Source organism: Paenibacillus aurantius (assembly GCF_032268605.1).
Classification (GTDB): Bacteria; Bacillota; Bacilli; order Paenibacillales; family NBRC-103111; genus Paenibacillus_AO; species Paenibacillus_AO aurantius.
This window is the reverse complement of the sequence record NZ_CP130318.1, coordinates 658,428-685,000: the sequence shown is the minus strand read 5'-3', so window position 1 is coordinate 685,000 and position 26,573 is coordinate 658,428. Positions and strand designations below refer to the sequence as shown.

Sequence of the window (26,573 nt, the reverse complement as noted above, 5' to 3'; positions counted from 1 at the left end):
TGACTTGCTCATTGTGCTGACTAATTCGTGACGGGCACGAATTAGCAGCGAACAACTAACGTTTGCGGATAAATCCGCTATTGCTTAACTCACTCGTTGTTCAGTTTTCAAAGGGCAATTCCTTGCTTGGTCACTTTCGCGACCAGAGTTAGAATATATCATATTCTGTTTCATGATTGCAACTACTTCTTTTTACCAATCATCAATCGGCTAATCATCCGCAATCGCCATCTTTTCCGATCGGAATTATCAAGTAATTTCGCCGGACTTAGAATATATCATGTTTCCTATGCGCTTGGCAACTGGTTTTAACTGTCAGCCGCCCGCATCCTAACTCTTTGGCCGTTCAGCGGCTTACCTGCTTTCGGGCCGAGAAGTAATGTACCATATTCCCTTCACCTATTGCAACAACAAAATATGGAATTCACCTAGCTACAAAAAAAACCGGCGGATCGCCGGTTTCCTTCTCCGCTAAGCCTTAGACAGCGGGCCGTTTAAGCTTTGGCCGCTTTGTAGGCTTCGATGTATTGGGAAGCTTTGCGGGCGACCAGGCTGTAATCGCCGCTCTTGACGGCGTCGGCTGTCAGGTCGGAGCCGATGCCGACGGCGATGGCGCCCGCTTTTATCCATTCGCCTAAATTGGATAGAGAGACTCCCCCTGTAGGCATAATATTAGCCTGGGGCAGCGGACCTTTAATGGCCTTAATCATGGAAGGGGAGAACAGATTCCCTGGGAACAGCTTCACAATGTCCACGCCAAGCTCGAGAGCCGTCTGGATTTCTTGGATGGTCATGCAGCCCGGCATAATGGGAATCCGGTACCGGTTGCACAGGGTGACGGTAGCCGGGTTCAACGAAGGCCCGACCACAAATTCCGCTCCGCTCAGAATGGCCGCTCTCGCCGTTTCCGGATCCAGGGCCGTGCCTACGCCGATAATGGCGAATTGGGAAGGATCGGACGAGGTGCTCGAGTACCGCTTCGCCAAATCCTCAATAGCCCGCAGGGCAAAAGGAACCGTCATGGTTACTTCTATTACTTTAATCCCGCCTTCAATGGCCTGTTCGGCCATCTCCACCACTTCTTCCGGGGTTTCCCCGCGGAGAACGGCTACGACCCCCTGCTCGGTGATTTGCTGAAGGAGCTTAATTTTTTTCATTGTAAACTACCTGCCTTCCTGAGGAGTAATGGATTAGCGTTCGATATGGGCTTTGTTGCCGAGGGCAGCCTCCACCTGCTCCGCTGTGGGAAGCCCCTCCCAATCCCCTTCGAATTGAATGACGAGCGATCCCAGCAGATTGCCGAGCCGGACGGCTTCTTCCACCGGCAGCTCCCGAAGAACTCCGGACAGGAAGCCCGCACAGAAAGCATCGCCCGCCCCCACCGTATCCACCACGTTATCCACTTGGAAGAAAGGCACCGAAATGGTCCTGTCCTTCCCAACGATGTGGGTTTCTCGGTCTCCCTTGACGATACACGTTCCCGTAAGCTTGCGGAGCCGGCTCTCTATTTCGCTAAAATCCTGCGTTCCGTAAAGCAGCTTAAGCTCATCAAGCCCGGGCAGAAAATAATCCGCTTGTTCCGCCAGAGGAAGTAGCGCTTCTTTTGCTTGGTCGGCGCTCCATAGTTTAAGCCGCAGATTCGGGTCGAAGCATACCTTCGTCCCGTGCTTACGGGCAAGGCGGATGGCCTCCAGCAGGGTCTCCCGGCAGGACTCGCTTAGAGCCGGCGTAATTCCGGTCACATGAAGAATGCGGGCCTGGGCTATGTAGGACTCATCCAAATGCTCCGGCTTCATTCCGCTCGCGGCGGAGTTTCGCCGGTAATAATAGACGGAGCTCTTACCGGATACCGTTTCGCGGAGCATCAGTCCCGTAGCAGCATCATTGGTCAGAACCGAGCGGGACACGTCCACGCCCTCCCCGCGGATTCTTTTATAAATCATGCGGCCGAGCGGATCGCTCCCGAGCCTTCCGAACCAGCCGACTTTATGGCCGAGACGCGCCAGTCCGATTGCGACATTGCTCTCCGCCCCTCCGAAAAGCTTGTCCAGCAAAGGAGAATATTCGATCCCCTTCGGTCCGGTCGGCATAAACAAAGCCATCGTCTCTCCGAACGTCACCACCTCCGGCCCTTCCCGGTTCAGGCCCGATTCCGTCGCTTCCTTGTTCACGTGTGCACCTACCTATTCTATTAACTAGTTATGACGTGAAACCTTTTTCCTTCTCCATTATAGTGTAAGGGGCCGGAAGTGAAAAGAACCGGGCTGCCCCATTCCCTTTCCCCGCTGGGAGGAAGGAGTCCTTCTTCTTGCTTCTTCCCCTATCATCTACTACTCTAGTAGTACCAATAATGGAAAAGAGGGTTGCCTGTGAAAACGCTGGTGATTGCCGAGAAGCCCGACATGGGCCGGAACATCGCGGCAGCGATCGAACCGAAGGCGGCCAACAAGCGAACGCATCTCGAAGGCGAAACGTATATCATCACCTGGGCCATCGGCCATCTGATCGGACTTGCCGAACCGGACCACTATGATGACAAATATAAAAAATGGAACTTAGGGGACCTGCCGATCATCCCCGACCACTTCAAGCTGATCCCGAACCCCCGAACGAAGGATCAACTGAAGGTCATCGCCGACCTGGCCAAGCAGTGCGACCGGCTGATTAACGCCTGCGATGCCGGACGGGAGGGGCAGCATATCTTCTCCCTCATTCAGCGGCATCTGCGCTTGAAGCAGCCTGTCCAGCGGCTCTGGATTTCGGACCTTACTCCGGAGACGATCCGCCGGGGCTTCGCCGAGCTTAGGGACGGCTCCGAATTCGAGAACCTGACGCTGGCCGCCCGGGCCCGGAGCGAAGCGGACTGGCTGGTCGGGATGAACGGATCGAGGGCTTTTACCACCCGGCACAATGTCCTGCTGTCCGTCGGCCGGGTCCAAACCCCGGTGCTGGCTCTCCTGTACGACCGTCAAATCCAGATTGAGGCGTTCTCCTCTCAGAAGTTCTATGAGGTGGAGGCTTTTTTTGCCCAGGAAGGGTCGACGTACCGGGGTCTATGGCAGGGAGACCGGCTGACGGATCCCAAAAAAGCCGAGGAGCTTGCCGCAAAGGTTCAAGGGAAGCCCGGTACCATTGCGAGCTACGACGTTAAGGAGACTAAAGAGTATCCATTCAAGCTTTACGACCTAACGCTGCTGCAGCGCGAGGCCAATGCCAAGCTCGGGTTCTCCGCCAAAAAAACGCTCGATCTCGCCCAGGCGCTGTATGAAAAGCACAAGGTCATCTCCTACCCGCGGACGAACTCCAACTATGTCACCGAGCAGAACATTCCCGAGATGCACCGGGCGCTCGACATGCTGAAGGGAACGTCGTACGAAACGTTCGCTCAAGGGGCGAACAAAAGCTTCGTCCACCGCAACAACAAGAGTGTTTGCAACCCGGCCCGGGTGGAGGATCACCATGCCATTCTGCCTACCCACAAGAAGGCATCCGGGCTTAGTCCCGATGAGCAGAAGATATATGATCTCGTCGTACGGCGTTTTCTCTCCCACTTCTACCCCGCCGCCCAGTACAAGGTCCATACCGTAATGACCGAGGTGGAAAAGGAATCGTTCAAAACGTCGATCAAACAGCTGCTGGACCTGGGCTGGAAGATCATCTATGCCGATCAGGGGAAGGATAAGGCCAAATCCAAAAGCAAAGACAAAGAAAAAGAGGAAGATGACGGCGAGGAGGAAACCACCGGCCCTTTCTCCCTTAATGCCGCGGAGCCGGTAACCTGCACGGAAGCCAACGCCAAGGAAAAGGAAACACAGCCTCCTAAAGCCTATACGGAGGGAACGCTGCTTAAAGCGATGGAAAGCGCCGGCAAGCAGGTGGAGGACGAGGAGCTGCGCGACGCGATGAAAGAATCGGGGCTCGGCACGCCGGCCACGCGGGCGGCGACGATCGAGAGGCTCAAGCAGGTCGGATATATCGAGATGCAGGGCAAGAAGATCACCGTGACGCAAAAAGGCCGCACCGCCATTGAGCTCATCCGCGGGGCGGGCGTCGAGCTGCTTACCTCGCCGGAAATGACCGGCCACTGGGAGCGCCGCCTGAACGAGATCTCCAAAGGCCTGGCGTCGGACGAGGCCTTCATGGAGAAGGTGAAGCAGTTCGCCACGCTCATCGTGGAGAAGGTGCGCGGCCAGGCCCGGGCGGAGAAGTCTGCGTTCGGCGACCCGGACGCGCCGAAGAGCGGCGGCCGGCGCGGCTCGCGGGCTCGCGGAGCAGGGGCCGCTAAGGCGGGCGCCGACGGCGCAACCGGCGCGCGGCAGCGGCGAACGCGGAGCGCGGCCGGGGCCGCGGAGCCGGCCGTGGCGGCCGCTGCACGCCCCGGCCCCGCCGGCGAAGGCGCAGCCGAGGCCGGCGGGGCGGGCAGCCGCACGCGGGCGGCCTCCAGCGGCGGGGCCGCGGGTGCCGAAGCCGGAGGCACGATCGCCGCGTGCCCAAGGCCGGGCTGCGGCGGCCGGATCTTCATGGGCCGCAAAGGCTACGGCTGCAGCCACTACAAAGCGGGCTGCAAGTTCGTCATCTGGAAGAGCTCCTTCGGCAAGACCCTCACGGACAGCATGGTCCGGACCCTTATCGAGAAAGGAAAAACTTCCGTGCTCAAGCTCCGCAACAAGGAAGGAACCCCGTACGAAGCCCGGATCGTTCTAAAAGATCCCGAAACGGGAGGGCTTGGTCTGGAATTTAGCAACAGCCGCGGATGACCCGGCTAGGTAGGCTGTAATGCAGGATTAGGATAAAGGTATCTCTATAAGCCGCGTTCCCCCAGGTCGTTTCCGAGAGGAAGCGGCCTTTTTAATGATAAGGCAGGGGAGCCTGTCCCGGGGTAGGAAGTTACAGGGGAAGAGGACCTTGGCGGTTATTTTGAAACGAAGCAGGCCACTCTATAAAGAAACGACCGGACGGAGGTGCCCCATGACGGAAACGTCACCTTGCGATTTTTCCCCCTTGAAGGAAGCTTTGCGTTCGAGCCTTCAGGAAATTCTTCAGGACCTGAAAACACATGCCGCTTCCCTGGATAACGAACACTGCTGCATGCTGAGCGAGCTGGCCGATATCCGCGAAAGGTTTATCCGGCTGCAATCCCAGGCCTCTTCCTTCTATCTCAACTGTTACCTGGCTCCTTATACGGAAAAATACGAAGAGCTATCCTTCTGCATCCGCCATCTCATGGAACGCCGGCACGGCGCCCTGATCATTATCGAACGCAAAGATTCCGTCAATTCCTTGATCCATCAGGGGGTTCCTCTCGGTGCCCGGTTTACCTTCTCGCTTCTCGAATCCATTTTCTATGTCGGCAACCCGCTGCACGACGGGGCCGTGCTGGTCAGGGGCAGCGAAATTGTCTCGGCGGCCAACATTCTTCCCCTGTCCAACTACGAAGCCGGTCCTAAAAAGCTGGGTACCCGCCACCGGGCGGCTATCGGCTTAACGGAGCTATGCGATGCTCTGGTCATCGTCGTATCCGAAGAGACCGGATCCTCCTCTTTCGCTATGGGCGGCCGGCTCTATCCGTTCATGCCCTTATCGGAGAACGAGCCTGTTCATTAGCTGTTCTTTCTTACCACCGATGTCCTCCCTTCCCCTGCTTTTGACTCCCAAACAACAAAAGAGACCGGGGACTCCTCGTCCCGGTCTCTTCTTCTATGTTTCAGTACCGCCCCTTGCCGGGCCTCTTCTAAGCAATCACGTAAATATCGAATTCTCCGATGTTCTCCAGCCGAAGCGGTACGCTGAAGGCTTTCTTCTGGTCCGCGCTGCTCTTCTCGAGGAAAGAGGGCGGGGTGATATCAATGGAAATGCCTTGGTTGGACAGCTGGGTGCTGGCGTTGCCGCTGATCATGTTGCCGAGCTCGGAAATAGCGCTCCGGCTCATTTCATCGAATTCCGTCAGGACGTACCCGCCCATCATGCCGGAAGCAATCCGCAGCGCCACCTTCTCGGGAAACCCGAAGACGATATCGCCTTTCATCTCACCGACAATGCCGATCCGGAGCCAGACATAATCATCCCAGAAGTCGATATACTTGATGTTCAATTCCCCCAGGGAAGGGCGGATCTGAATCAACGATTCGATCACATGGACCGAAGAGGACAGAAACGGATTAATGTAAGCAGCTTTCAAAGGAAATCGCCTCTCTAACTTGTTGGGATTTGGCATCCACCCGAAAAGTGGGCAGTCCCAGGAGGTCCTTCCCAATTCGGCAGCCCAGCTGCCATGGGGATAAACTCCCTTTAGGCCTGAAGCTTTGCGTCGCCGCCTTTCGACGGGTTTGCCGTTATCGATGTTCGTAAGCCATGGCACGGGAAATCCGCTGCCATTGATCCCATTATACAAGTCCTAGGCATTAAGAATCAATACCAAGATCGGAAAGCGGTTAAATATAGGACTAACTTCCTATTGTCGCTGCCGCTTTCAGTTCTTGCAGCAGGTCCTGCTGGATGGTTCCGTTGGAGGCTGCGATGTCTCTTATGGAAAGCGAATAGGGATTCCCTTCCATATCCGTCACCTGACCGCCCGATTCTTGGACCAGTAGCGCACCGGCCGCCGTATCCCAGCTGTTCAGGCCGATCTCCCAAAATCCGCTCAGGCGTCCGGCTGCCACATAAGCCAGATGAAGCGCCGCCGACCCGGCAATCCGGACATTGCGGACTTTCGGAGCGAGATGCTGGAGCCCCGCCATGTTCAAAGGCAGCGCCCCCTCCCGGTCGGCCGGGAACCCGGTGGCGAGAAGGCTGTCGGTCAGCTTGGCTTCTCCCGAGACCTTCATGGGCTTGCCCCGCAAATAAGCTCCCTTGCCTTTCTCGGCCACGAACAATTCGTCGCGGGACGGGTCGTACACCACCCCCACAATCACTTCGCCCTTATAGGCAAGGGCAATGGAGACCGTGTAGAATGGAAAGCCGTGGACAAAATTGGTGGTTCCGTCGATCGGATCGACGATCCAGAGGTATTCGGCGCCGCTCATTTCCGTGAGGGCTTTTGCGGAAGCTTCCGGTCCGGGCTCCACCCCTTCTTCGCCAAGAATCGAATGCGTCGGAAAATGGGTAAGAATGAGCTTGCGGATCATCGTTTCGGACCCCTTGTCCACTTCGGTGACAAGGTCCTGAGGAGAATATTTCAACGATAAGGTCGTATGGCTGCCTAGCTTGCTTTTGATCCATTCCCCCGCCTTCGCGGCGGTATTGATGGCGACGGCTGTGAAGCTTTTCCCGCTTGGGGTAAAAGGTATGTTTTCCTGGTGGGCCAAAGCTATCAACTCTCTTCTATTAATCGGTTTCTTGCAGTTAGTATAGTAAACATACGAGGGAATTACTACGTAGTTTCACCCAAAATTCATCGTCACTTCTGACAATGGGGCTAAATCCTTGCCGGGCCGGGGATCCCGCCGTTCCCTGATAAGGCTTGACAGCGCTTCCCTCCCTCAAAATGTCTCAGAAAGAGCCTTTCGGGAAGAAATGGGATTGGAAATCGCCCCCCCTTTTCGAATAATATAGAGAGGGGATACAGGCCATACCGAAATAGAAAAGGGGGATCTTACATGAACCAAGCGATGGGAAAGCGCTATGTGGCTCATTCTCAAATACTCCCTTTATCCAAAGGACATTTGTATTACGGAGAAGACCTCTCCCTGCAGCGGGACGTTATTCTCTATGCTTCCGAGTACCGGGAAGGCAGCGCCTCCCACGACTATATGACCCGGCTGGGCAAAGCCTCTGCCCTTACCCACGAAAGCTTCCAGCATATTCTCGATACCTCCCTCGAGGGAGAGACTCTGCTGGTGGTGCTGAACCGCGGGAACGGTTCCCCGCTCTTCGAGAAGGTGGGGGAAACCGGCTGGACGTTCCATAAGATTATCACCCTCGTGTCGGAGCTCGGCAAAGGAATGCTGGACGCGATGGAAGCCGGATTGACCGGGTACTCCGTTGCCTGCGAGAACCTGTGGCTGAAGGATGACGGCCGCGCCGCGGTCATCAATTATTGGGAGACCGGGGTGACCGAAACCCAGGGGGCCTCCGGCTTGTGTGTGCTTCTTGGGCAGCTCGCGGCCGGTTCCGCTTATGCCCTTGACCCGATTCGGGCGCTGGAAAAGCACCTGGGAGGGCCCCGCATGCAGGCGTCGCCCGAGCAGAAGGCGGCTTTAATGAAGCTTGTGCGGAATGTATGGCTGGACCAGGCCTCGCTGTCCTCCCTAGTATTTGGGCTTCAGGGACTGCTTACCTCCGGCTCACCGGCCAAGGAAAGCCCATCCGCAGCTGCTCGGACCGGAAGGGAAGAACCGCCGGTCCGCAAGCCGCAGGTTCCGGCCGATACGGCTCCATGGGCGCCGGCCAAGGAACGGCCTCCCGCTCGGGCGGCCGCTCCCGCTGCGGCTTCCAATGATGCCGGTCAGGAGGAGGCCGCGGGACTTCCCGCCCCAAAAAAGTGGCTCGTCGGCCTCTCGGCCTTGATTGTAGCCGGCTTTCTTATCTGGCTGCTGCTTCCTTCAGACAAGCCGGACAAACGGACGGCGGAGCCTCCGGAAGCGAGCTCCAGCCCCGGCCCAACCGCTTCCGGAGGAAATGCCGGAGGGTCCAAAGGGGGACCATCGACAAAGCCGTCGCCCTCCCTTTCTCCCACTCCTTCTCCATCTGCTGAGGGCGCCAAAGCCGAGACAGGGATTGTCCCCGCTCTGGTCGGGCTAACCAAGGAGGATGCAGAGAAGCAGGCGGTCGCCGCCGGTCTTCATTATAATTTCTTCTTGGAAAACGATTCGCTGCCCGCCGGCGCCGTCTTCAAGCAGGATCCCCCGGCAGGAACCCCTGCCGCCAAAGGCGACAACGTGACTTTTTGGGTCAGCAAAGGACCTTGACCGCTAGAGGGATTTAAGCTAGAGCCTTATCCGGTAACTTTGTTGGCGAGAAAACCTCCGTATGCGCACGAAAATCAATAAGAAATCAGAATGGAGCATCCCGGCCGCGAGGGGAAGACCCGCTTCAAAGGGCTCCCTTCGGATCCACAACCCAAAGCCCCGCTGTCCTTAGACGGCGGGGCTTTGCTTTGTTCATGGATCATTGTCCGTCTTCTTCGTCGTCCGCCTGGACCGTCTGGGCTTCCTCCTGGTCCATCTGATCCGGGTACAGGGAGTGGATATAGTCCACCGTGCCCGACTGCCGCTGCATCCACTGCTGAAGCGGCCCCAGGGCGGGTTCGTCCCCTTCCAGAGCCTCGTCGGCCACTACGTTCTGCCCATAGGGATCCTCGTCGCCCACTTGCTCTATCTCGTCCGGGACAGAGTTCCTGTGACTCTCTTCTCCATAGGGCTGCCCGGCTTGTCCGGGCTTTGGTTCTTCTCTCACGGTTTTTCGTCTCCTTTCGCTGCCGGCGTTCCTTCGCACTGCTGCTTAGTATGGACGAAGGAAAAGAAAGTTATGAAGCCTCCTGGTAAGGCTCCAGCAAGCAGGCGGTAGGCGGTGGCGGTAGGCGAGGTGTTCCCGGCACGGCCCACAAAAAAAACCGGGAGCCGCGGATGTCTTATCCGCCGGCTTCCGGTCTTTGTTCAATTGGTCCGTATGGGGTGTTTAGACGCCAACGATGTGGTAACCGTTATCCACGTAAATGACTTCTCCGGTAATGCCGCGGGACCAGGGGCTCATGAGGAACATGGCGGTGTCTCCCACTTCCGAGGTTTCCGTCGTCCGGCGAAGCGGGGCTTTCTCTTCCACGGTTCTCAGGATGGAGTTGAAGTCCTTAATGCCCTTCGCGGCCAGCGTCCGGATCGGACCGGCCGAAATGGCGTTGACCCGAATGTTCGACGGGCCCAGGTCATTCGCCAGATAGCGCACACTTGCTTCCAGGGCGGCCTTGGCCACTCCCATAACGTTGTAATTCTTCATGGCGCGCTCCGCCCCCAGGTAGGTCATCGTCATGATGCTGCCACCTTCGGTCATCAACGGATGCAGTCTTTGGGCAACGGCCACAAGGGAATAGGCGCTGATGTCATGAGCCAGGGCGAAGCCGGCACGGGACGTATCCACGTACAGCCCTTCCAGCTCCTCCGTCTTGGCAAAAGCAATGCTGTGCACGAGACCGTGCAGCACGCCGAACTCCTCCTTCAAGGCGCCCGCCAGCGTCTCGATTTCTTCATCGACGGTCACGTTGCAGGGAAGCACCACGGAGTTCGGAATCGTGTCCGCGAGCTTGCGGACGCGCTCTTCCACCCTCTCGCTTTCGTAGGTAAACGCGAGCCTTGCCCCTTGAGCCGCCAGAGACTGGGCAATCGCCCAGGCGATGCTCCGGTCGTTCGCAACCCCCATGACAACAATATTTTTACCGGCCAATACTTCACTCATCTTCTTTTCCCCTCTCCCCTAATCGTATCCTGCCTTCTCCTCTGTCTACCCTTCGAGTTCAATGGTCGCCTGATCGACCCGCCGGATGCCCGGCTCCCCCGGGAGCTCTTCCATCAGCCGGAACAGCGACGCATCCTTCTGCTTGGCCTCCAGCATGACGTCCAGCCGCGGGGTATCCTTCGCGATTTCACGCAGAAAGCCGAGCAGAGCCCCCGCCTCCACGAAATCGGCATGTGCCCGGATGTCTTTGTCGCTCTTCGGGCTGGAGGCATGGATTTTCGGCGGGATGGGGGACTTGTCCCCGCTTATGGACTCCTGCGCCCTCTCCCAGGTCCGGCGGATGCGGGGCCAAAGCCCGGAGGCCGGCTCCCCGCCGTTGTTAACCTGGTGATGATGAATATCGAGCACCATCGGGATGCCGAGCTCCTCGCAGACTGCCAGGGTTTCGGCCGCCGTGAAGGTTTTGTCGTCGTTCTCCAGGGTCAGCCGGCTGCGGATCTTCTCGTCGAGCTGCGGAAAACGCTGCACGAAACGGGCGGAGGCCGCCTCCTTGTTCCCGTAGGTGCCGCCCATGTGGATGTTGCACTTCGCCCGCTCATCCAGGCCCATCGCCTCCAGCATGGCGGAATGCCGCCCCAGGTCCGCGATGGAGCTCTTCAGCACTTCCTCCCGGGGGGTCGTGAGCACCGTAAAATGATCCGGGTGAAAGCTTGTCCGCATCCCATGGGTCCGGACATACTCCCCCAGCTCCGCAAACTCTCCGGCCAAGGCGTCAAGAGGGTTCCAGCCTTCCAGAAGCTCATGGCCCCACAGGGGGACCAGCTTGGAAGAAAAGCGGAACACATGGATGTCATAGGCCCGGTTATGCCGGAGCAGACGAAGCGTGTTGTGAAGGTTCTCCGCCGCAATCCGTTCAAGCTTGCGAACCGCCGCCTCCCGGTCCGCCAGCTTGGCGAAATGAGTGGCGGTCATCGTTTTGGACGGGGAAGCGTTGGAAACGGAAACCGACATGGCGACATAGCCGAAACGAACGATCACAGGGAATCCTCCAGTCAGGAACGTTTTTCCTTAGGTTCCCCCCCGGACTCCCGGTTTATGTTTCGGTTCGACGCTCCGGCTTACTTCTCCTGCTCCCCGAAGAACATCTCATGGGCAAGAGCGGTCTGAATGCGCGATTCTTCTTCCGTCAGCTCCCGCACGAGCTCCATCTCCACCTGGGTCACTTCCTGCCCCTGAAAATTGATTTCGGCGATGGAAGCCGATATGCGGACAATCGCAGCGGCCCGGTTATCCGGCGTATAGGCGATGACCTTCTGGCCGGTCGGGAAGACCCGGAAGCCCGATTTGACCATTTTGCCCTTGCCGTATTCGAGGAGATCGTTAAACTCCCTTGCCGTCTTGAACTTGCACACCGAATTAAATTCGGTCGGAAATCCCATTCCCGGCACCTCCTTTCGTGGTTGGCTCCTTATGTTCCCTAAGGGTCCTGCCCTTACTAGGCCTCAAAGCTGTACTGCAGCTTCTGTTTATCGGCATGGCGGTCGAACGCCAGCTCGATCAGCTCATCGAGCAGCTGCGCGTAGGGCTTGCCCGATTCCTTCCAAAGCAGCGGGTACATACTGAACGGGGTAAAGCCCGGCATGGTGTTGATCTCGTTCAGGTAGATGCTGCCGTCCTGGCGGTCCAGGAAGAAATCCACCCGCGACAAACCGGTTCCGTCAATGGCCTGAAAAGCCTGAACAGCCAGCTCGCGGATGCGCTCCGCCGTCTCCTCGGGAAGTTCCGCCGGAATGACCATAACGGACTTTCCGTCGATGTACTTGGCCTTGTAATCGTAGAACGATCCCGACGAGACGATCTCACCCGGCACGGAAGCTTGGGGCTCGTCGTTGCCGAGCACGCTGACTTCGATCTCCCTCGCATCTACGCTTTCTTCCACAATGACCTTGCGGTCGTATTGGAAAGCGATCCGGACCGCCTCTAGAAGCTCATCCCGGTTGGAGGCCTTCGAGATTCCTACACTCGACCCGAGATTCGCCGGCTTGACGAAGCACGGATAGCCGAGTGCGATTTCGATTTCCATAAGAAAGAAAGCTTGGTCCTTCTCCCATTGGGACCGGGTAAAATGGCGGAACAGGCATTGCGGAAGCCCTTCCTGCGCAAAAAGCTTCTTCATCATGACTTTGTCCATGCCTACGGCGGAAGCCAGAACCCCGGCGCCCACATAAGGAATGTTGGCCATCTCCAGCAGGCCCTGAACGGTTCCATCCTCTCCGAAGGTCCCGTGCAGCAGCGGGAAAATCACATCCAGCGCTTCTCCTTCGCCCGTTTCGGATGCTGCGAAGATAGGGGCGAGCGGAGAAGAACCCGGCTCCTCCCCGGCAGGCAGGGCCGTAAACGTCAGCTCCTTGCTGTCTGCGACCGGCCCGTTCAGAGCAGGACCCGAAAGCCATTCCCCTTGTTTGGTTATGTAAAACGGTTTGATCTCGTATTTGCTGTGGTCGAATGCCTTGATAACGGCCAGTGCCGTCTGCAGGGAAACATCATGCTCTCCCGACTTTCCCCCGTAGATCAGGCCAACCCGAACTTTTCTGCTCATTGTAACCTCCTGAGACGGTGACTTGGTGATAACCTTATGAAAGTATAGAGAACGGAAGGAATGCCGGTAGATGCCAGTGTCTTATCCGGTACCTTTGTTGGCGGGAAAACCTGGCACTAGAAAGAATCGGCAATATGAAAAAAACGGTACTCTGTGCGCTCCGTCCAAGCGTAAGAATCCCGGTAATCCCAGTAGCGGTGCTTGCTGTTCACGGTATGGGCATTGACGAGCGGCATGCCGTTCGCATCGAGCCCCGCCACAATCGTGCTGTGGCCGAAACGCCCGTCCCCGTTCCATGAATAGCTGATCACATCCCCCACCTTAAGCCGGCGGGGATCGGTGACGGTCTCGGCGCGAAGCCCGGTGCGGCTTCCCCCAAGATACAGCCGGAGGCTGTTGGCCACGGCCCAGCTGAAGCTCCACAGCTCCTGCTTGCCGCTGCGGCCCTGGAACCACCAGCCGGCTTCCCTTTTCCCAGTATAGTTCATTGGCGCACCCCCTGCAAAGAGGCACTGGGACACATAGTTGGAGCAGTCCACTTCAAAATGCAGGAAGCGGGGATTGTAGGAGTTCCACCACGTATCGGCATAGCGGCCGGCCGCCTCCCGGTCGTAGACGGCGACCCTTTCGGAAGCCTCCGGTTCCTCCGGCAGATCGGGATAGCCGGGAGAAGGACGCCGGCCGGAGCCGGGCCCGTCAGACAGGAGGACCGGTCCATTAAGGCCGGCGGATTGGCCCGGGTAGTAAGGACGGCTGATAGCGGGGACGGGGCTCGGAAGCCCATTGCCGGGCAAGCCGGCATCCGTTCTGCTGGAGAGAGGAGATGAGGATGGCAGATGAAGCGGCCCGCCTGGAACGGCCGGACGCCAGGGCGATGGCGGGAATCCGTCCCCCCGGCCGGCGGACAGGCCCACAGGCTGTTCAGGATAAGCCGGCATTCCGGGGGGATCCGGGAGCCAGCCGGGAACCGGGGGCGGATACGCGGGAGAAGGAGATTCCTCCCGTGCCCCCGGGAAAACCGGCACGAAGGAATCCGGAGCCGCGACGAGGAGCTGGGCCCTTGCCGGCTGAAGCTCCGGTATGTCCGGCTGAATGCGCGCGATTGTCCAGCCCGCCGGGGAGCGCTCCAAGCAGACGGTCTCCCTTTCCACGCGGCATTCTGTCCGGATCGTCCCGTTCTGCTCGTAGTCCAGCCGCTGCGTAAGCAGGATCACGGCCTGAACCTCTCCGTTCTCCTCGGTCACGTTTACAATCCGAAGACGGGTCTCCTTCTTCTTCGGGAGGATTCCCCGCTCCCGGTGGGAGGCGGCAAGGCGCCGCAGCCTTCCCTCCAGAAGCTGCAAATAAGCCGCGTCTCGGGTGCAGGCCGCCACTTGCGCCGTTTCGTATTCCGTATCGAGGCGGTTGCGGTTCTGAACGTAGTCATAGAGAACGGATTTCCATGTCATTTCCATCCCTCCTGCCTTCGTTCCAAGAATATGATAGGACCTCCCGAAAGATGAATATTTTCACAGTCCGGGGCAGACCGTATTAGAGGCTGAAGAGAAGGGAAAAGTCCGGCCGGTCCTCCTTTGAAATTTTCACAAAAAAGATCGGAATGGGGCGAAAAAACAGTTTACGCAGACCACTAAAAAAAGTATACTGAAAGAAGAGCATTTTTTGAAATCGGGTTTCATGCAGTGAAACTTTTCGGCGATTTCAATTTCACATTTCACCTAAGGAGGCCAGGCTAATGGCTAGAAAAGACCATTTTTCCGTTAAGAGCACGCTCTCGGTCAACAACCAAGAGTATGTTTATTACAACCTGAAGGGCCTGGAGGAAAAAGGCTTCGGACAAATTTCCAAGCTGCCTTTCTCCATTAAGGTCCTGCTTGAGGCTGCCGTCCGCCAATTTGACGGAAGAGCCATCACGAACGATCACGTGAAGCAGATTGCGGGCTGGGCGGATAACCGCGATGCCAACAAAGAAATTCCTTTCATCCCGGCACGGATCGTGCTTCAGGACTTCACCGGGGTTCCCGTTGTGGTTGACTTGGCCGCTATGCGTGCCACCATGAAGCGTATGGGCGGGGATCCTAAGCGGATCAATCCACTCGTACCGGTTGACCTCGTAATTGACCACTCCGTTATGGTCGATGCCTTCGGTACTCCCGAAGCCCTCGCCTACAACGAAGCCCTTGAATTCGAAAGAAACGAAGAGCGTTACCGCTTCCTGCGCTGGGCGCAAACGGCCTTCGATAACTTCCGTGCCGTTCCGCCGGATACGGGGATCGTTCACCAGGTTAACCTGGAGTACCTCGCGTCCGTTGCCGCCACGAAGAACCTGGACGGTGAAGTGGAAGTTTACCCGGATTCCCTCGTAGGAACCGACTCCCATACCACCATGATCAACGGTCTCGGGATCGTTGGCTGGGGCGTCGGCGGGATCGAGGCGGAAGCCGGTATGCTCGGCCAGCCGCTGTATTTCGTAACGCCTGATGTTGTCGGCTTCAAGCTGACCGGCAGCCTGGCCGAAGGCGCTACGGCAACCGACCTGGCGCTCACCATCACCCAAATTCTGCGTAAGCGCGGCGTAGTCGGCAAGTTCGTCGAGTACTTCGGACCGGGCCTTGACAACATCAGCGTTTCCGACCGGACGACGGTTGCGAACATGGCACCGGAATACGGCGCCACGATCGGATTCTTCCCGGTTGACGACGACACGCTGAAATACCTCCGCACCACCGGCCGCAGCGAAGAGCAGATCGCTCTCGTCGAAGCCTACTATAAAGCACAAGGCATGTTCCGTACGTCGGATACGCCCGAACCGGCATTCTCCGAAGTTATCGAGCTTGACTTGTCCACCGTCGTTCCGAGCCTTGCAGGACCTAAGCGTCCTCAAGACCGCGTTGAGCTTACCGCCATGAAAGAAGCCTTCAATTCCATCATCCGCACGCCGATCGACAAAGGCGGATACGGTCTGACGGAAGAGAAGATTCAGGAAACGGTGGATGTCACCCATCCGAACGGCCAAGTGAGCCAAATGAAAGCCGGCGCCGTCGTCATCGCCGCCATCACTTCCTGTACGAATACCTCCAACCCTAGTGTTATGCTGGGTGCCGGTCTCGTTGCGAAGAAAGCGGTCGAGCGCGGTCTCGTTAAGCCGGGCTATGTGAAGTCCTCCCTGACCCCGGGTTCTCTCGTCGTAACGGAGTACCTGACCAAGGCAGGCCTCCTCGAGCCTCTCGAGAAGCTCGGCTTCCATGTCGCCGGCTACGGCTGCGCGACCTGTATCGGTAACAGCGGTCCGCTGCCGGATGAAGTCACGAACGCCATTGTCGACAACGACATGACCGTCGCGGCCGTCCTGAGCGGTAACCGTAACTTCGAGGGCCGGATTCACGCTAACGTGAAAGCCAACTACCTGGCCTCGCCTCCTCTTGTTGTGGCCTACGCTCTGGCCGGAACGGTAGATATCGACCTGCACAACGATCCGATCGGCTACGACCAGAACGAACAGCCGGTCTACCTGAAGGACATTTGGCCTTCCAACCAGGAGATCCAGGAAGCCATCCGCACGGCGGTAAGCCCGGCGATGTTCCACGAGAAGTACAAGAACGTGTTCACCGCCAACAAGCGCTGGAACGAGCTTCAGGTTCCGACGGGCGACCTGTACGAGTGGGACGACAACTCCACTTACATCCAGGAGCCTCCATTCTTCAAAGAGCTCGGCATGGAGCTTGACGACATCAAAGGCTTCCACGGCGCCAAAGTGATGGCCCAGCTCGGAGATTCGGTTACGACCGACCACATCTCTCCTGCGGGCAACATCTCGCCTAAGAGCCCGGCAGGTCTGTACCTGACCGAGCACGGTGTAGAAAGAAAAGACTTCAACTCCTACGGCTCCCGCCGCGGTAACCACGAGGTCATGATGCGCGGAACGTTCGCGAATATCCGGATTCGTAACCAAGTGGCGCCAGGGACCGAAGGCGGCGTGACGACTTACCTGCCGACAGGCGAAGTCATGTCGATCTACGACGCTTCGATGAAATACCAGGATCAAGGCACTCCGCTTGTCGTTCTGGCCGGTAAAGAATACGGAACCGGAAGCTCCCGTGACTGGGCGGCCAAAGGAACCTTCCTGCTCGGCGTCAAGGCCGTTATCGCCGAAAGCTACGAGCGCATTCACCGCAGCAACCTGGTGGGCATGGGCGTTCTTCCGCTCCAGTTCCCGGAAGGCTTCGGCTGGAAGACCCTTGGCATTACCGGAACGGAAACGTTCGAGATCTCCGGTCTCGACAACTCGGTTCAGCCGGGCCAGAAGGTCCGCGTTACGGCTACCCGCGATGACGGAACGAACTTCGAATTCGACGCCCTCGTTCGCCTGGACAGCATGGTGGACGTGGATTACTACCGGAACGGCGGAATCCTTCAAACCGTTCTGCGCCAAATGATTCAGCAAGGCTAATCGCCTCACCTGACCAACGAACCCTTGAAGACCGCTCGTGCGGATTCAAGGGTTCTTTTTTGCGGCAGGGGGTGCATGCCCGACCGCTTGTACCAAAAAAGGCCGAGGAACGCCTCCTCAGCCTCTGAACATCTTGCCCATTCGTTCCGCCGCCTGCATGATAAGCGCCGCGTCTTCCTTCATCTTCTCCATCGTCAGCCGGTTCGACGGGCCCGAAACGGCAAGGGCAGCCACAAGCTGCTGGTCCCGGTCAAAGATCGGAGCCGAAACGGCCGCCGCGCCCGCTTCCCGCTCCTCCATGCTCGTGGCATAGCCGAGCTCGCGGACGGCCTCCAGCTGAGCGGCATAGGCCTCCCTCTGCAACGCTGCGGTCCAGCCCGCTCCGGCCATCACCTGCTCGCCTACTTCGGGGCCCGCAAAGGCCACCAGCACCTTCCCGGAGGCTCCGACGTACAGGGGCAGCCTCACGCCAACCGGAGCTACCCGGCGGACAGCCTGGTTGCTCTGCACCGCCTGAATGCGGATGCGTTCCACCCCGTCACGCACGTACAGGCTCACCGTTTCGTCCAGCTGATCGCGAAGCCATTCCATTTCGGGGAGCAGGACCACAGCCGGATCATCGCTCTGCGACAGGTTCGCCGACAGCTCCCAGATCCGGTAGCCGAGCCGGTAGCGCTCGCTGACCGGATTGCGCAGCACGAAGCCTTTCCCCTCCAAAGAAGCCAGCAGCCGGTGGACCGTGCTCTTGTGAAGCCCCACCCGGGCTGCGATCTCCGTTAAGCTCAAATCGGTAGCCCCCGTAAAGCAAAGCATAATGTCAAGGGCACGCTCCACGGCGCGTACCGTCAGTTTGGAATCCTCCAAGATGATCACCGCTTCCTGTTTCATCGTATGAAACCCAGTTACACCTAGTATACCCGATTGCCTTATTAAGCGTAAAGACCTCGAGCCCGACCTTTATAAGGAAGGTCGGCTTTTGGCTGGCCATTTGTCCCCTTTCGGGTACGAATCAAGGAAAACCACCGTTCCCCTGGCTGGATTCGCATAGCAGGAATAGAGAAGGAATAGGATGAGAGTGGAACAGGCGGCCGATTTCTGGAGAAAGAAGCCGCTGAATCGGAATGGGAATGGAGGGAACGCCTTGCTGTCCATATATGGAGGGCTGATGCCCCTGAGGGTACTCGAGGAAATCCGTTTCTGGAAAAATCAGGAGAAGGAACACACCCAGGTTATCCGGGCTTTGGTCCCTAATCTGGAGCCCGAGTACGTCCGGCTGCTGCAGGAGTGGGAGCCGGTGTTTGCCGCGACGGAATTTGCCGCCCAGCAGTGGATCGAGGCGGTGCTCCGGTCGCCTTATGGAATCTCTCCCTATGTCCAGGCGCAGGTGGACGGTCTTCTTCAAGTTTCCCTGCTGCAGTCGCGCCGGTTCGTTGCCCAATTGGAGTTTATGCTGAGCCACAGTGCCGCTATTCGGGCCAACCCGACGGCTCAGGTGGTTGTGCAGCACATTATCCGGGAATCGGAGTATTTTCTGGGCGTGCTTCACGCTTATGCGTACCGTCACTCCCCGGATCCCCCCGCTCCCTCTGCTCCGGTGGCTTTTGACCGGTCAACAAACGACAGCCCTTATTCATTGAGTCCAGCGTACACCGTAAACCGGGACGAACCGATAGACGCCGAACTCGGGGCGACCGGGGAAGGCTCCTGGTCCCGGCCTCCCGGGCCTCCGGCTCCCGTCCCGATCGGAGAGCATGTCCTTCCTCCCCTTCCCTATGCCTATAACGCCTTGGAGCCGCATATCGATGCCGAGACGATGAAGCTGCATCATGACATCCATCACCAATCCTATGTCGACGGCCTTAACAAGGCGGAGAAAGAGCTGCAGAAGGCCAGGCAAACCGGGAACTATGACCTCATCAAGCATTGGGAGCGGGAGGCGGCCTTTCATGGAGCGGGCCATTACCTGCACACCCTCTTCTGGAGCGTCATGACGCCGCGCGGCGGCGGGCGGGCGACGGGTCCCCTTGCCCAGCAGCTCGAGCGTGACTACGGCAGCTTCGATGCTTTCCGCAAGCACTTCTCGGCCGCCGCGGAGAAGGTGGAAGGCAGCGGCTGGGCTATTCTCGTCTGGAGTCCGCGAAGCCAGCGTACCCAGATTCTGCAGGCGGAGAAGCACCAGAACCTGTCCCAATGGGATGTCGTCCCGCTGCTGCCCCTCGATGTCTGGGAGCACGCTTATTACTTGAAGTACCGGACCAAACGGGCGGCCTATGTTGAGGCCTGGTGGAACACCGTGAACTGGGCTTATGTCAACGACCGCTTCACCGCCGCCCGCATGCTCAAATGGCCTCCCTCTTAACCGGGAGGCTTTTTTATGTACGCATTACTTATTAACTTCTTTAGGAGCCTCTTGTTTTTCTAAAAAATCCATAATGGTATCGTTCACCAACAGGGGACTTTCCCTTGTCATATGGGGTCTGTGGCTTCCGCCGGGAACAACTAGATAGCTCGATCCTTTTACAAGAGCGCTCAATTGCTTGATCCTTTGATCTCCCACAAACGGGTCATGCTCGCCTGTGATGAACAAAGCGGGACAAGCAATCCGGCTTAGTTGCTCTTTAGTTAGTTGAGGGTACTTACGCCAATCTTCAGCAGACTGCCGCATATATTCCTGCCAATTCCCTTTATGGGCTTCCTCATGGCGTTCCATCATTTGATTAATCATTTCCTGCTTGCCCTGCTGGATAAGCCAATCCGGCTCAAACTCCTCCACCCCGGTTTGATCACAAAATCCGCTGGTCCCGATTGTCGTAAGGGTAGAAACTCGCTCAGGATGATGGAAGGCCATATACAATCCAACATTCGCCCCTAGGCTGTAACCAATTAAATGAACCTTCTCTAAATGCATGCGATTCATCCATTCAACCATATCATCGGCAAGCTGGGGTGTGTTCCATTCCAGGCTGTTGCATCTTGTCCGGCCGTGCCCCCGAAAGTCAGGGGAATAGCAAGTGTATCTTCTTTGAAAATCAAGCATCTGGCTGGCAAATGCTAATATTCCCCGAGAATACCCGCTATGTAAGAAGAGGATAGGCTCCCCGAAACCCATTTGCTCATAAAACATCTCCATATCCTTCACCCGAACATAGGGCATGCTATAGCCTCCCTTAAGGTATTAAGCTTTAGACTAAGGATTGGTCTTCAGAAAGTTAAGAATGGTATCGTTAACAAAAACCGGGTTATCTCTTATCATGTGAGGCCTATGGCCGCACCCTTGGACAAGGACATAACCGGAATTCGGAATAAGAGCTGTCGCCCGTTTAAGATCTTCCTCTGGGGTTAGATCATCATGCTCACCGGCAATGAAGAGAGCAGGGCAGGTGATCCCTCTCAATTGGTCGTCACTTAGCCGCGGATAGGAGCGCCAGTCCTTAATTTTCTGCTTCAGAAACTCTTGCCAATTTCCTTGATGGGCTTCCGCGTGCCGTTCCATCATGGATTGAATAAAATCGGTACGACCGTTTTGCTCGAGCCATTCCGGTTCATATTCCTCCGATCCTTTGGAAGAGACAAAGCCGCATTGACCAATAGAAGTAAGCGATGCTACTCTTTCAGGATGATGAACCGCTAAATGAAGGGCCACTCCCCCTCCCATCCCGTATCCAATCAAATGAACTCGGGAAAGCCCGAGATGATCCATAAAGGAAAGGACATCCTCCGCATGTTGAGGAGTGCTCCATTCCAAGCTGTTGCTTCTTGTCCTGCCATGTCCCCTGAAGTCAGGGAAGTAACACATATACTCCCTCTGAAAATCAAGCATTTGGCTGGCAAAGGCTAAAATTCCCCGGGAATACCCGCTATGTAAAAAAATAACCGGATCACCGGATCCCATCTGCTCATAGTACATATCCAAGTCACCGAAGGATTGATAAGGCATACGGCTTCCACTCCTTTATATCAAAAATATATTTTTGCAGGCTGCCATAATAGTTTGCTGTCTTCGCAACAAATTCCAATACACAATAGTCCGGATCCTCTACTCCAAGCGGATAATACTTCTCGGAACCCTCGACCCATAACCATTCTTTACTATCCCGGTCTTGACGTACCTTCATGTCCCCAACAAGCATCAGGCCATTTGATTTCCCAACAAAATACAGACTTGCGTGTGGATTTCTCTGAAATTGCTTTACTCGCATGGATGATGTATTGGTGGAGAACCAAAAAGTCTCCAGCCCGTCATGTTTCATTTTGAACATTTGCTTGGTGTTGGGGTACCCGTGCTCGTCAACGGAACTAACCATTATGGTCGTTGCTTCGTTTACCAAAGCGGAGATTCCATTCCCGACCTCTTCCTTCCAAAGCATCTCCATCGCCGCCATTCACTCCTCGTATGCCTTTAAATTTTTTAAAATGCGTTCAAGCATATGATCAAACTGAATGATCTCCTGATCGGTAAATCCTGCATAAAAGAGCTCGTTCATTTGTTCGGAAACGGACTGGTAGATCTTATCCAGGGCCTTTGCTTTTTCGGTAAGGGTGATTCTGATTTGTCTTCTGTCATTTAAATCGAAATTGCGCTGGATATTCCCCTTCTCCTCCATGCGGTCAAGCATGCTGGTTAGGGTCGTTTTGGCTAGGGAGGTCCTCTCTCCAAGCTGGCTTATTGTTAAATTATCCTCCTGCCAAAGGACGAACAAAATTCTTCCATGAGCTCCATTAAACTCTTCAATCCCATTTTCCTTAAGCAGCCTTTCAAAGAGCCTGCCTTGGATATGCTTAATGCGGGAGATATAAAATCCCCCTCTTGTCTTTCCAATCATTACTAACACCTCATCATATAGTATAGTCCTATATAGGACTATTTATCAAGATTTATTTAACGGTTCATCCTCATATAAAAACATCCCGAAATAAAAAACGACCCCGTATCCTATCCTACGAGATCGTTTATTAAAAAATAAATCGGCTAATCCTGCTGAAACCGGGATTTAGCGGTTGATAAGCGACAGGAACTCCGAGCGCAGAGCCGCGTCCTTCCGGAAGCTCCCCCGTACTCCGGAGGTAATGGTCTTGCTGCCGTACTTCTTCACGCCGCGGGCGCACATGCACAGGTGCTCCCCTTCCACGACCACCATGACGCCGTGAGGCTGGAGCACTTCCTCCATAATATTGGCAATCTCCGAGGTGATCCGCTCCTGCACCTGAAGGCGGCGGGTGACGACGTCTACCAGCCGGGCGAACTTGCTCAGGCCGGCGATTTTGCCGCTCGGGATATACCCGATGTGAATTTTGCCGAAGAATGGGGCCATGTGATGCTCACATTGGCTGTAATAAACAATATCTTTAACAATGACAAGCTCCTCATGCTGCTCGTCAAACGTAACCCCGAGAATCTCCGCGTAGTCCTTGTCGTACCCGCCGAAGATCTCCTCGTACATCCGCGTCACCCGGGCCGGCGTATCCCTCAGGCCTTCTCTTGCGGGATCCTCTCCGATTAGCCGGAGAATCTCCCGGACATGGCCTTCAATCTCCTCCCGGTTCTCCGCTACCCGGTCGTTCCTCACTTCCCTGGACAGCATGTATGACACCCCCTATTGGCATCCGGCCCGCTATTTGAATTTCCGGTTCTTCATCATCTGTTGGGCTTTGGCCATCTGCTGCTTGTTCATGTTATAGCCCATCTGCTTCGCCATCTTCGCCAGCATTTCGGGATCACTCTGCATTTTCTCCATCTGTCTCTTCAAATAAAACACGCCACCGGCAAAGCCGCCTACGGCTCCCACCAGCAGAGTAATAATTGGAATCGCGATATCCATCGTTCGTTCACCTCAGCAAAAATGTAAATTCAACCCTTATCATAGCATGTCCCCAAGGCAGGCACAAATGTTCCGTAAATCCCCATCACCGCTGGACCGATTCAATAAAAACGGTCGTGTGGCGCGCCAGGTCGATCTCTTTCACTTCCAGATCGTTCTTCTCGTGACCGGAACGGACCACCCGGACGACCGGCCTTCCCGGAAGCCCCCGGTGCTGGCCGACCACCACCCCGGTTTCCTTCGTCGACAAGCGAACCGAGCTGCCCGTCGGGTAAATCGAAACCGTCCTCAGAAAATGAATCAGCACCTCGCGGTCCAGCTTCGTCCCGGCCAGCGCCATCATGTATTCGCAGGCTTCATGGGGCATCATGCCCTGGCCGGTCGCGGCGTTATTAAGAAGGTTGTCATACGTATTGGCGACGGCCGTGATGAGGGCATAGAGATGGATGCCTTCCCGGTCCAGTCCCCGCGGGAGACCGGAGCCGTCCGGCGCTTCGTGATGCTGCAGGGCGACGTGGGCGATCAGCAGGGAGAACTCTCTCTTGTTCTTGAGAAGCTCGAAGCCCCGCCACGTATGGTGCCTCTTCCGGTCCTCCGACGTATCGTCCGTAATGCTTTCGGTCTTCCCGATATCGTGAAGAAGGGCTCCGATCACCAGCTCCTTCAGCTGAAGCTGATTCAGCCCCGCGTTGATCCCGATCAGGGCGGCCATCGTGCTAACATTCAGCGCATGCAGGTACATCGCATTGTCCTTCGTGCGGATATCGGATAGCTGGAAGAGAACCTCCCGGTTCTGCACCACATCCTCCAGCAGCCGGTCTACGGCCACGCTGATCGAGCGGGTGTTGAAATCTTTTCCGGAGCGGACCGCCTCCATCATGTCGCCCATCCGGGTAATGAGCGCCCGCTTGCTCTCTTCGGAAACGACCTCTTCGATCTCCACATCGGAAAAAGCCGGGTCCTGGATGTACAGCATCGTGACTCCGATTCTTCTCAGCGTGCTGATCATGTAAACCGTGAGCTGAACGCCTTCGGCCAGGAGAACCGCCCCATTGCCGGAGAACACCGTCCGGCCGAGAAATTGCCCCGGCTCCACCGCATCCATCGAGACGACCCTCATGCCGTCACCTGAGCATATCCTTCAAGACCGAGCAGCTGCTCTTTGATAGCCAAGCCGCCTCCATACCCTACCATCGCTCCGTTGGAGCCGATCACCCGGTGACAAGGAACGACGATGGGAAGCGGATTGCGGTTGTTCGCCCCGCCCACGGCCCGGACCGCTTTGGGGGCGCCGATGACCTCGCCGATTTCTTTGTAGGACCGGGTCTCCCCGTAAGGAATGCCCGTCAGGGCCCTCCATACTTTGACTTGGAAGTCGCTTCCATACAGCTGGATAGGCAGGTCGAACGCCGTCCTCTCTCCGGCAAAATACTGCTGCAGCTGGTCCACCGCAGGCTGCAGAAACCGGTCGTCCCGGACAAGCCGGTCCGCCCCGGTGTATTTGCGGCTCCACGCTTCCAGGAACGGTTCTCCTCTGCGGAAGGAGCCGAATTCGATGCGGCACAGCCCCTCTTCACCTGCGCAAAGGACCAGCGGGCCAATGGGCGTTTCGATCTCGTCATAATACATGGTTGTCACGGTTTCACGCTCCCCTGTTCATCGTGCTGCTTCTCCTCGCCTGGCGAAAGGCTCTGGGGTGGTCTCCCGGCTGCCTCAACGGCTTGTATGGCCTTGGCCAGCTCTCCCCGGACCGAGTCTTCGCGTTCGTGCTCCCCTGCTTCCCGCAGGGCTTCGGCCGCCTCGGGTCCTCCGATCCGGCCGAGCGCCCAAGCCGCCGTTGCCCGGATCTCCGGACGGGGGTCCCGCCGGAGCAGATCCGCCAGCACGGGAACCGAGGACTTGTCCCGGAAATTGCCGAGCGCGATAATCGCGTTGCGCTGGATCGGCTTCTTCCCTCTCCAGGAAGCCGCACTGGTCCCGTAGCGCTCCTTGAACTCCTTGTTGCCCATCGTCAGAAGCGGAACGAGCAGCGGCTTCACCTGCTCGGGATCCGGCTGCAGCTCCGGCTGGTGGGTCCAGTTCATCCCCTTGTTCTTCGGGCAGACGACCTGGCACGTGTCGCAGCCGTACAGCCGGTTGCCGATCTTCCTCTTCATCTCGTCGTCGACTAGGCCCTTCGTCTGCGTGACGAACGACACGCAGCGGCTTGCGTTCAGCTGCCCCGGGCCGACGAGGGCTCCGGTCGGGCAGGCGTCGATACAGAGCGTGCATTCGCCGCAGTCCTCCGTCACGGGCGTGTCCGGGGGAAAGGGGAGATTCGTAATCATCTCCCCGAGGTATACCCAGGACCCCCATTCCGGCGTAATGACGGCGCAGTTCTTCCCGCTCCAGCCGAGGCCCGCCCGCTCCGCGACGGCCCGGTCGACGAGCGCGCCGGTGTCGACCATGCTCTCCATCCGTGCGTCGGGGACCCGCTCGCGGATGAACGCCTCAAGCCGCTCGAGGCGGCTCCGGAGCACGCGGTGGTAGTCCTCGCCCCAGGCGGAGCGCGAGATCATCCCGCGGTAGGCTCCCGGCTCGGAGCGCGGCGGGTTCGGCGGAAGCTTCGACGGATACGCCACCGCGATCGCAAGGATCGACCGGGGCTCCTCGAAGCTGCGCTCCGGGTGCACGCGCTTCTCGAGATCCGGCTCCTCGAAGCCGGACTCGTAGCCCTTCTCCCGGTGCCGGACGAGAATCTCCTTCAGCTCCGTGAACGGGTCCGCGGAGGCGAAGCCGATTTTATCAATACCTAGCCCCGGGGCCGCCTCCCGGATTTCCTGCTTGAGCCGGAGCCAAAAAGCGGGTCCTCGTTCTGCTGTCTTCATGATGTTCACCTCAAGATAACCGCTTGATCGCTCCTCTCGCGAGCTCGTCGCAGCGGTTGTTCCACTCGTTGTCGCTGTGGCCTTTGACCTTAACATACTCCACTTGGTGCTTCTGCATTTCGGCAATGAGCTGCTTCCACAGATCCTGGTTCTCCACCGGCTGCTTCTTGCTGTTGACCCAGCCGTTCTTCTGCCAGCCGCGGATCCAGTTCTGCTGGAAGCAGTTCACCACGTAAGCCGAATCGCTGTAGACGCTCACCCGGCACGGCTCCTTCAGAACCCGGAGCGCTTCGATGACCGCGAGAATTTCCATGCGGTTGTTGGTCGTGTGCTTCTCTCCTCCGGACATCTCCTTATGGTGCTCTCCGTAGAACAGCACCGCTCCCCAGCCTCCCGGTCCGGGATTGCCGGAGCACGCGCCGTCGGTATAGATGGTTACATCCTTCATCATTAAC

The 26,573-nt window shown here is 57.2% G+C and carries 26 protein-coding genes and 1 riboswitch; of the genes, 5 read left to right on the top strand and 21 right to left on the bottom strand.

Annotated elements, in window-relative coordinates:
• Positions 1–494 precede the first annotated feature (494 nt).
• On the bottom strand, positions 495–1,157 hold the full coding sequence (locus MJA45_RS03445) for a bifunctional 2-keto-4-hydroxyglutarate aldolase/2-keto-3-deoxy-6-phosphogluconate aldolase (RefSeq protein WP_315605905.1): 663 nt from the start codon (positions 1,155–1,157) through the stop codon (positions 495–497).
• A gap of 33 nt (positions 1,158–1,190) precedes the next feature.
• Complete coding sequence (locus tag MJA45_RS03440; protein ID WP_407083102.1) at positions 1,191–2,171, bottom strand: sugar kinase; 981 nt, start codon at positions 2,169–2,171, stop codon at positions 1,191–1,193.
• 198 nt (positions 2,172–2,369) lie between these two features.
• Between MJA45_RS03440 and MJA45_RS03435 the strand changes: the two genes are divergently transcribed.
• Together MJA45_RS03435 and cdaS are read left to right on the top strand one after the other, a co-directional pair.
• Positions 2,370–4,757 (top strand): type IA DNA topoisomerase, encoded by a 2,388-nt coding sequence (locus MJA45_RS03435; RefSeq protein ID WP_315605904.1) that lies wholly within the window; start codon positions 2,370–2,372, stop codon positions 4,755–4,757.
• Between the two features lie 211 nt (positions 4,758–4,968).
• Positions 4,969–5,604, top strand: coding sequence for a sporulation-specific diadenylate cyclase CdaS (gene cdaS, locus MJA45_RS03430; RefSeq protein WP_315605903.1), 636 nt, complete (start codon positions 4,969–4,971; stop codon positions 5,602–5,604).
• 127 nt (positions 5,605–5,731) lie between these two features.
• Here cdaS and MJA45_RS03425 read toward each other — a convergent pair whose 3' ends face one another.
• Positions 5,732–6,178 carry a chemotaxis protein CheX gene (locus MJA45_RS03425; RefSeq protein WP_315605902.1) on the bottom strand — a complete coding sequence of 149 codons (447 nt, stop codon included), beginning with the start codon at positions 6,176–6,178 and terminating at the stop codon, positions 5,732–5,734.
• 75 nt (positions 6,179–6,253) lie between these two features.
• Positions 6,254–6,341: riboswitch (cyclic di-GMP riboswitch) on the bottom strand.
• 102 nt (positions 6,342–6,443) lie between these two features.
• Positions 6,444–7,310, bottom strand: coding sequence for an inositol monophosphatase family protein (locus tag MJA45_RS03420; protein WP_407083136.1), 867 nt, complete (start codon positions 7,308–7,310; stop codon positions 6,444–6,446).
• 285 nt (positions 7,311–7,595) lie between these two features.
• Here MJA45_RS03420 and MJA45_RS03415 point away from each other — a divergent pair, with 285 nt between their 5' ends.
• Positions 7,596–8,906 (top strand): PASTA domain-containing protein, encoded by a 1,311-nt coding sequence (locus tag MJA45_RS03415; protein WP_315605900.1) that lies wholly within the window; start codon positions 7,596–7,598, stop codon positions 8,904–8,906.
• A 199-nt stretch (positions 8,907–9,105) separates the two neighbouring features.
• Here MJA45_RS03415 and MJA45_RS03410 read toward each other — a convergent pair whose 3' ends face one another.
• From MJA45_RS03410 to MJA45_RS03385, 6 genes are all read right to left on the bottom strand, one after another.
• Positions 9,106–9,393: a hypothetical protein gene (locus MJA45_RS03410; protein ID WP_315605899.1), complete on the bottom strand. Its 288-nt coding sequence runs from the start codon at positions 9,391–9,393 to the stop codon at positions 9,106–9,108.
• A 222-nt stretch (positions 9,394–9,615) separates the two neighbouring features.
• Positions 9,616–10,386 carry an enoyl-ACP reductase FabI gene (fabI, locus tag MJA45_RS03405; RefSeq protein ID WP_315605898.1) on the bottom strand — a complete coding sequence of 257 codons (771 nt, stop codon included), beginning with the start codon at positions 10,384–10,386 and terminating at the stop codon, positions 9,616–9,618.
• A 45-nt stretch (positions 10,387–10,431) separates the two neighbouring features.
• A complete protein-coding gene (gene uvsE, locus MJA45_RS03400) occupies positions 10,432–11,424 on the bottom strand; it encodes a UV DNA damage repair endonuclease UvsE (RefSeq protein ID WP_315605897.1) in 993 nt (330 codons plus the stop codon).
• A gap of 80 nt (positions 11,425–11,504) precedes the next feature.
• Positions 11,505–11,825 (bottom strand): hypothetical protein, encoded by a 321-nt coding sequence (locus MJA45_RS03395; protein ID WP_315605896.1) that lies wholly within the window; start codon positions 11,823–11,825, stop codon positions 11,505–11,507.
• A gap of 56 nt (positions 11,826–11,881) precedes the next feature.
• Entirely contained in the window at positions 11,882–12,985 is a 1,104-nt protein-coding gene (locus MJA45_RS03390) for a D-alanine--D-alanine ligase (RefSeq protein ID WP_315605895.1), read from the bottom strand.
• A 116-nt stretch (positions 12,986–13,101) separates the two neighbouring features.
• Positions 13,102–14,433: an amidase domain-containing protein gene (locus MJA45_RS03385; protein ID WP_315605894.1), complete on the bottom strand. Its 1,332-nt coding sequence runs from the start codon at positions 14,431–14,433 to the stop codon at positions 13,102–13,104.
• Positions 14,434–14,717: 284 nt separating this feature from the next.
• Between MJA45_RS03385 and acnA the strand changes: the two genes are divergently transcribed.
• Complete coding sequence (gene acnA, locus MJA45_RS03380) at positions 14,718–17,432, top strand: aconitate hydratase AcnA (RefSeq protein ID WP_315605893.1); 2,715 nt, start codon at positions 14,718–14,720, stop codon at positions 17,430–17,432.
• Between the two features lie 117 nt (positions 17,433–17,549).
• Here the strand turns inward: acnA and MJA45_RS03375 are convergent, their stop codons facing one another.
• On the bottom strand, positions 17,550–18,296 hold the full coding sequence (locus MJA45_RS03375) for an IclR family transcriptional regulator (protein ID WP_315605892.1): 747 nt from the start codon (positions 18,294–18,296) through the stop codon (positions 17,550–17,552).
• A gap of 277 nt (positions 18,297–18,573) precedes the next feature.
• Between MJA45_RS03375 and MJA45_RS03370 the strand changes: the two genes are divergently transcribed.
• A complete protein-coding gene (locus MJA45_RS03370) occupies positions 18,574–19,791 on the top strand; it encodes a Fe-Mn family superoxide dismutase (RefSeq protein WP_315607926.1) in 1,218 nt (405 codons plus the stop codon).
• 24 nt (positions 19,792–19,815) lie between these two features.
• Here the strand turns inward: MJA45_RS03370 and MJA45_RS03365 are convergent, their stop codons facing one another.
• The 10 genes from MJA45_RS03365 to rnhA form a co-directional block, all read right to left on the bottom strand.
• A complete protein-coding gene (locus tag MJA45_RS03365; protein WP_315605891.1) occupies positions 19,816–20,586 on the bottom strand; it encodes an alpha/beta fold hydrolase in 771 nt (256 codons plus the stop codon).
• Positions 20,587–20,619: 33 nt separating this feature from the next.
• On the bottom strand, positions 20,620–21,369 hold the full coding sequence (locus tag MJA45_RS03360) for an alpha/beta fold hydrolase (RefSeq protein WP_315605890.1): 750 nt from the start codon (positions 21,367–21,369) through the stop codon (positions 20,620–20,622).
• Positions 21,347–21,814, bottom strand: a complete 468-nt coding sequence (locus tag MJA45_RS03355) for a pyridoxamine 5'-phosphate oxidase family protein (protein ID WP_315605889.1) — start codon at positions 21,812–21,814, stop codon at positions 21,347–21,349. Before MJA45_RS03355 ends, MJA45_RS03360 begins: the two co-directional genes overlap by 23 nt.
• The gene (locus MJA45_RS03350; protein WP_315605888.1) at positions 21,815–22,255 is read right to left on the bottom strand and encodes a MarR family transcriptional regulator; all 441 of its coding nucleotides are present in this window, start codon (positions 22,253–22,255) and stop codon (positions 21,815–21,817) included.
• Between the two features lie 168 nt (positions 22,256–22,423).
• On the bottom strand, positions 22,424–23,014 hold the full coding sequence (gene folE / locus MJA45_RS03345; RefSeq protein WP_315605887.1) for a GTP cyclohydrolase I FolE: 591 nt from the start codon (positions 23,012–23,014) through the stop codon (positions 22,424–22,426).
• Between the two features lie 30 nt (positions 23,015–23,044).
• Positions 23,045–23,251, bottom strand: a complete 207-nt coding sequence (locus tag MJA45_RS03340; RefSeq protein ID WP_315605886.1) for a YneF family protein — start codon at positions 23,249–23,251, stop codon at positions 23,045–23,047.
• An 85-nt stretch (positions 23,252–23,336) separates the two neighbouring features.
• Positions 23,337–24,371: an HD-GYP domain-containing protein gene (locus MJA45_RS03335; protein WP_315605885.1), complete on the bottom strand. Its 1,035-nt coding sequence runs from the start codon at positions 24,369–24,371 to the stop codon at positions 23,337–23,339.
• The gene (locus MJA45_RS03330) at positions 24,368–24,880 is read right to left on the bottom strand and encodes a methylated-DNA--[protein]-cysteine S-methyltransferase (protein ID WP_315607925.1); all 513 of its coding nucleotides are present in this window, start codon (positions 24,878–24,880) and stop codon (positions 24,368–24,370) included. Before MJA45_RS03330 ends, MJA45_RS03335 begins: the two co-directional genes overlap by 4 nt.
• A gap of 5 nt (positions 24,881–24,885) precedes the next feature.
• Positions 24,886–26,118 (bottom strand): tRNA epoxyqueuosine(34) reductase QueG, encoded by a 1,233-nt coding sequence (queG, locus tag MJA45_RS03325; RefSeq protein ID WP_315605884.1) that lies wholly within the window; start codon positions 26,116–26,118, stop codon positions 24,886–24,888.
• Positions 26,119–26,128: 10 nt separating this feature from the next.
• A complete protein-coding gene (gene rnhA / locus MJA45_RS03320; RefSeq protein WP_315605883.1) occupies positions 26,129–26,566 on the bottom strand; it encodes a ribonuclease HI in 438 nt (145 codons plus the stop codon).
• Positions 26,567–26,573: the final 7 nt, after the last annotated feature.

Bases quoted from the DNA above. Each gene is read 5' to 3' on its own strand.
- MJA45_RS03445 (WP_315605905.1), bottom strand. From the start codon at position 1,157: ATGAAAAAAATTAAGCTCCTTCAGCAAATCACCGAGCAGGGGGTCGTA.
- cdaS (WP_315605903.1), top strand. From the start codon at position 4,969: ATGACGGAAACGTCACCTTGCGATTTTTCCCCCTTGAAGGAAGCTTTG.
- MJA45_RS03415 (WP_315605900.1), top strand. From the start codon at position 7,596: ATGAACCAAGCGATGGGAAAGCGCTATGTGGCTCATTCTCAAATACTC.
- fabI (WP_315605898.1), bottom strand. From the start codon at position 10,386: ATGAGTGAAGTATTGGCCGGTAAAAATATTGTTGTCATGGGGGTTGCG.
- MJA45_RS03395 (WP_315605896.1), bottom strand. From the start codon at position 11,825: ATGGGATTTCCGACCGAATTTAATTCGGTGTGCAAGTTCAAGACGGCA.
- MJA45_RS03390 (WP_315605895.1), bottom strand. From the start codon at position 12,985: ATGAGCAGAAAAGTTCGGGTTGGCCTGATCTACGGGGGAAAGTCGGGA.
- MJA45_RS03385 (WP_315605894.1), bottom strand. From the start codon at position 14,433: ATGACATGGAAATCCGTTCTCTATGACTACGTTCAGAACCGCAACCGC.
- acnA (WP_315605893.1), top strand. From the start codon at position 14,718: ATGGCTAGAAAAGACCATTTTTCCGTTAAGAGCACGCTCTCGGTCAAC.
- MJA45_RS03365 (WP_315605891.1), bottom strand. From the start codon at position 20,586: ATGCCCTATGTTCGGGTGAAGGATATGGAGATGTTTTATGAGCAAATG.
- MJA45_RS03360 (WP_315605890.1), bottom strand. From the start codon at position 21,369: ATGCCTTATCAATCCTTCGGTGACTTGGATATGTACTATGAGCAGATG.
- MJA45_RS03355 (WP_315605889.1), bottom strand. From the start codon at position 21,814: ATGGCGGCGATGGAGATGCTTTGGAAGGAAGAGGTCGGGAATGGAATC.
- MJA45_RS03350 (WP_315605888.1), bottom strand. From the start codon at position 22,255: ATGATTGGAAAGACAAGAGGGGGATTTTATATCTCCCGCATTAAGCAT.
- folE (WP_315605887.1), bottom strand. From the start codon at position 23,014: ATGCTGTCCAGGGAAGTGAGGAACGACCGGGTAGCGGAGAACCGGGAG.
- MJA45_RS03340 (WP_315605886.1), bottom strand. From the start codon at position 23,251: ATGGATATCGCGATTCCAATTATTACTCTGCTGGTGGGAGCCGTAGGC.
- MJA45_RS03335 (WP_315605885.1), bottom strand. From the start codon at position 24,371: ATGAGGGTCGTCTCGATGGATGCGGTGGAGCCGGGGCAATTTCTCGGC.
- MJA45_RS03330 (WP_315607925.1), bottom strand. From the start codon at position 24,880: ATGTATTATGACGAGATCGAAACGCCCATTGGCCCGCTGGTCCTTTGC.
- queG (WP_315605884.1), bottom strand. From the start codon at position 26,118: ATGAAGACAGCAGAACGAGGACCCGCTTTTTGGCTCCGGCTCAAGCAG.
- rnhA (WP_315605883.1), bottom strand. From the start codon at position 26,566: ATGAAGGATGTAACCATCTATACCGACGGCGCGTGCTCCGGCAATCCC.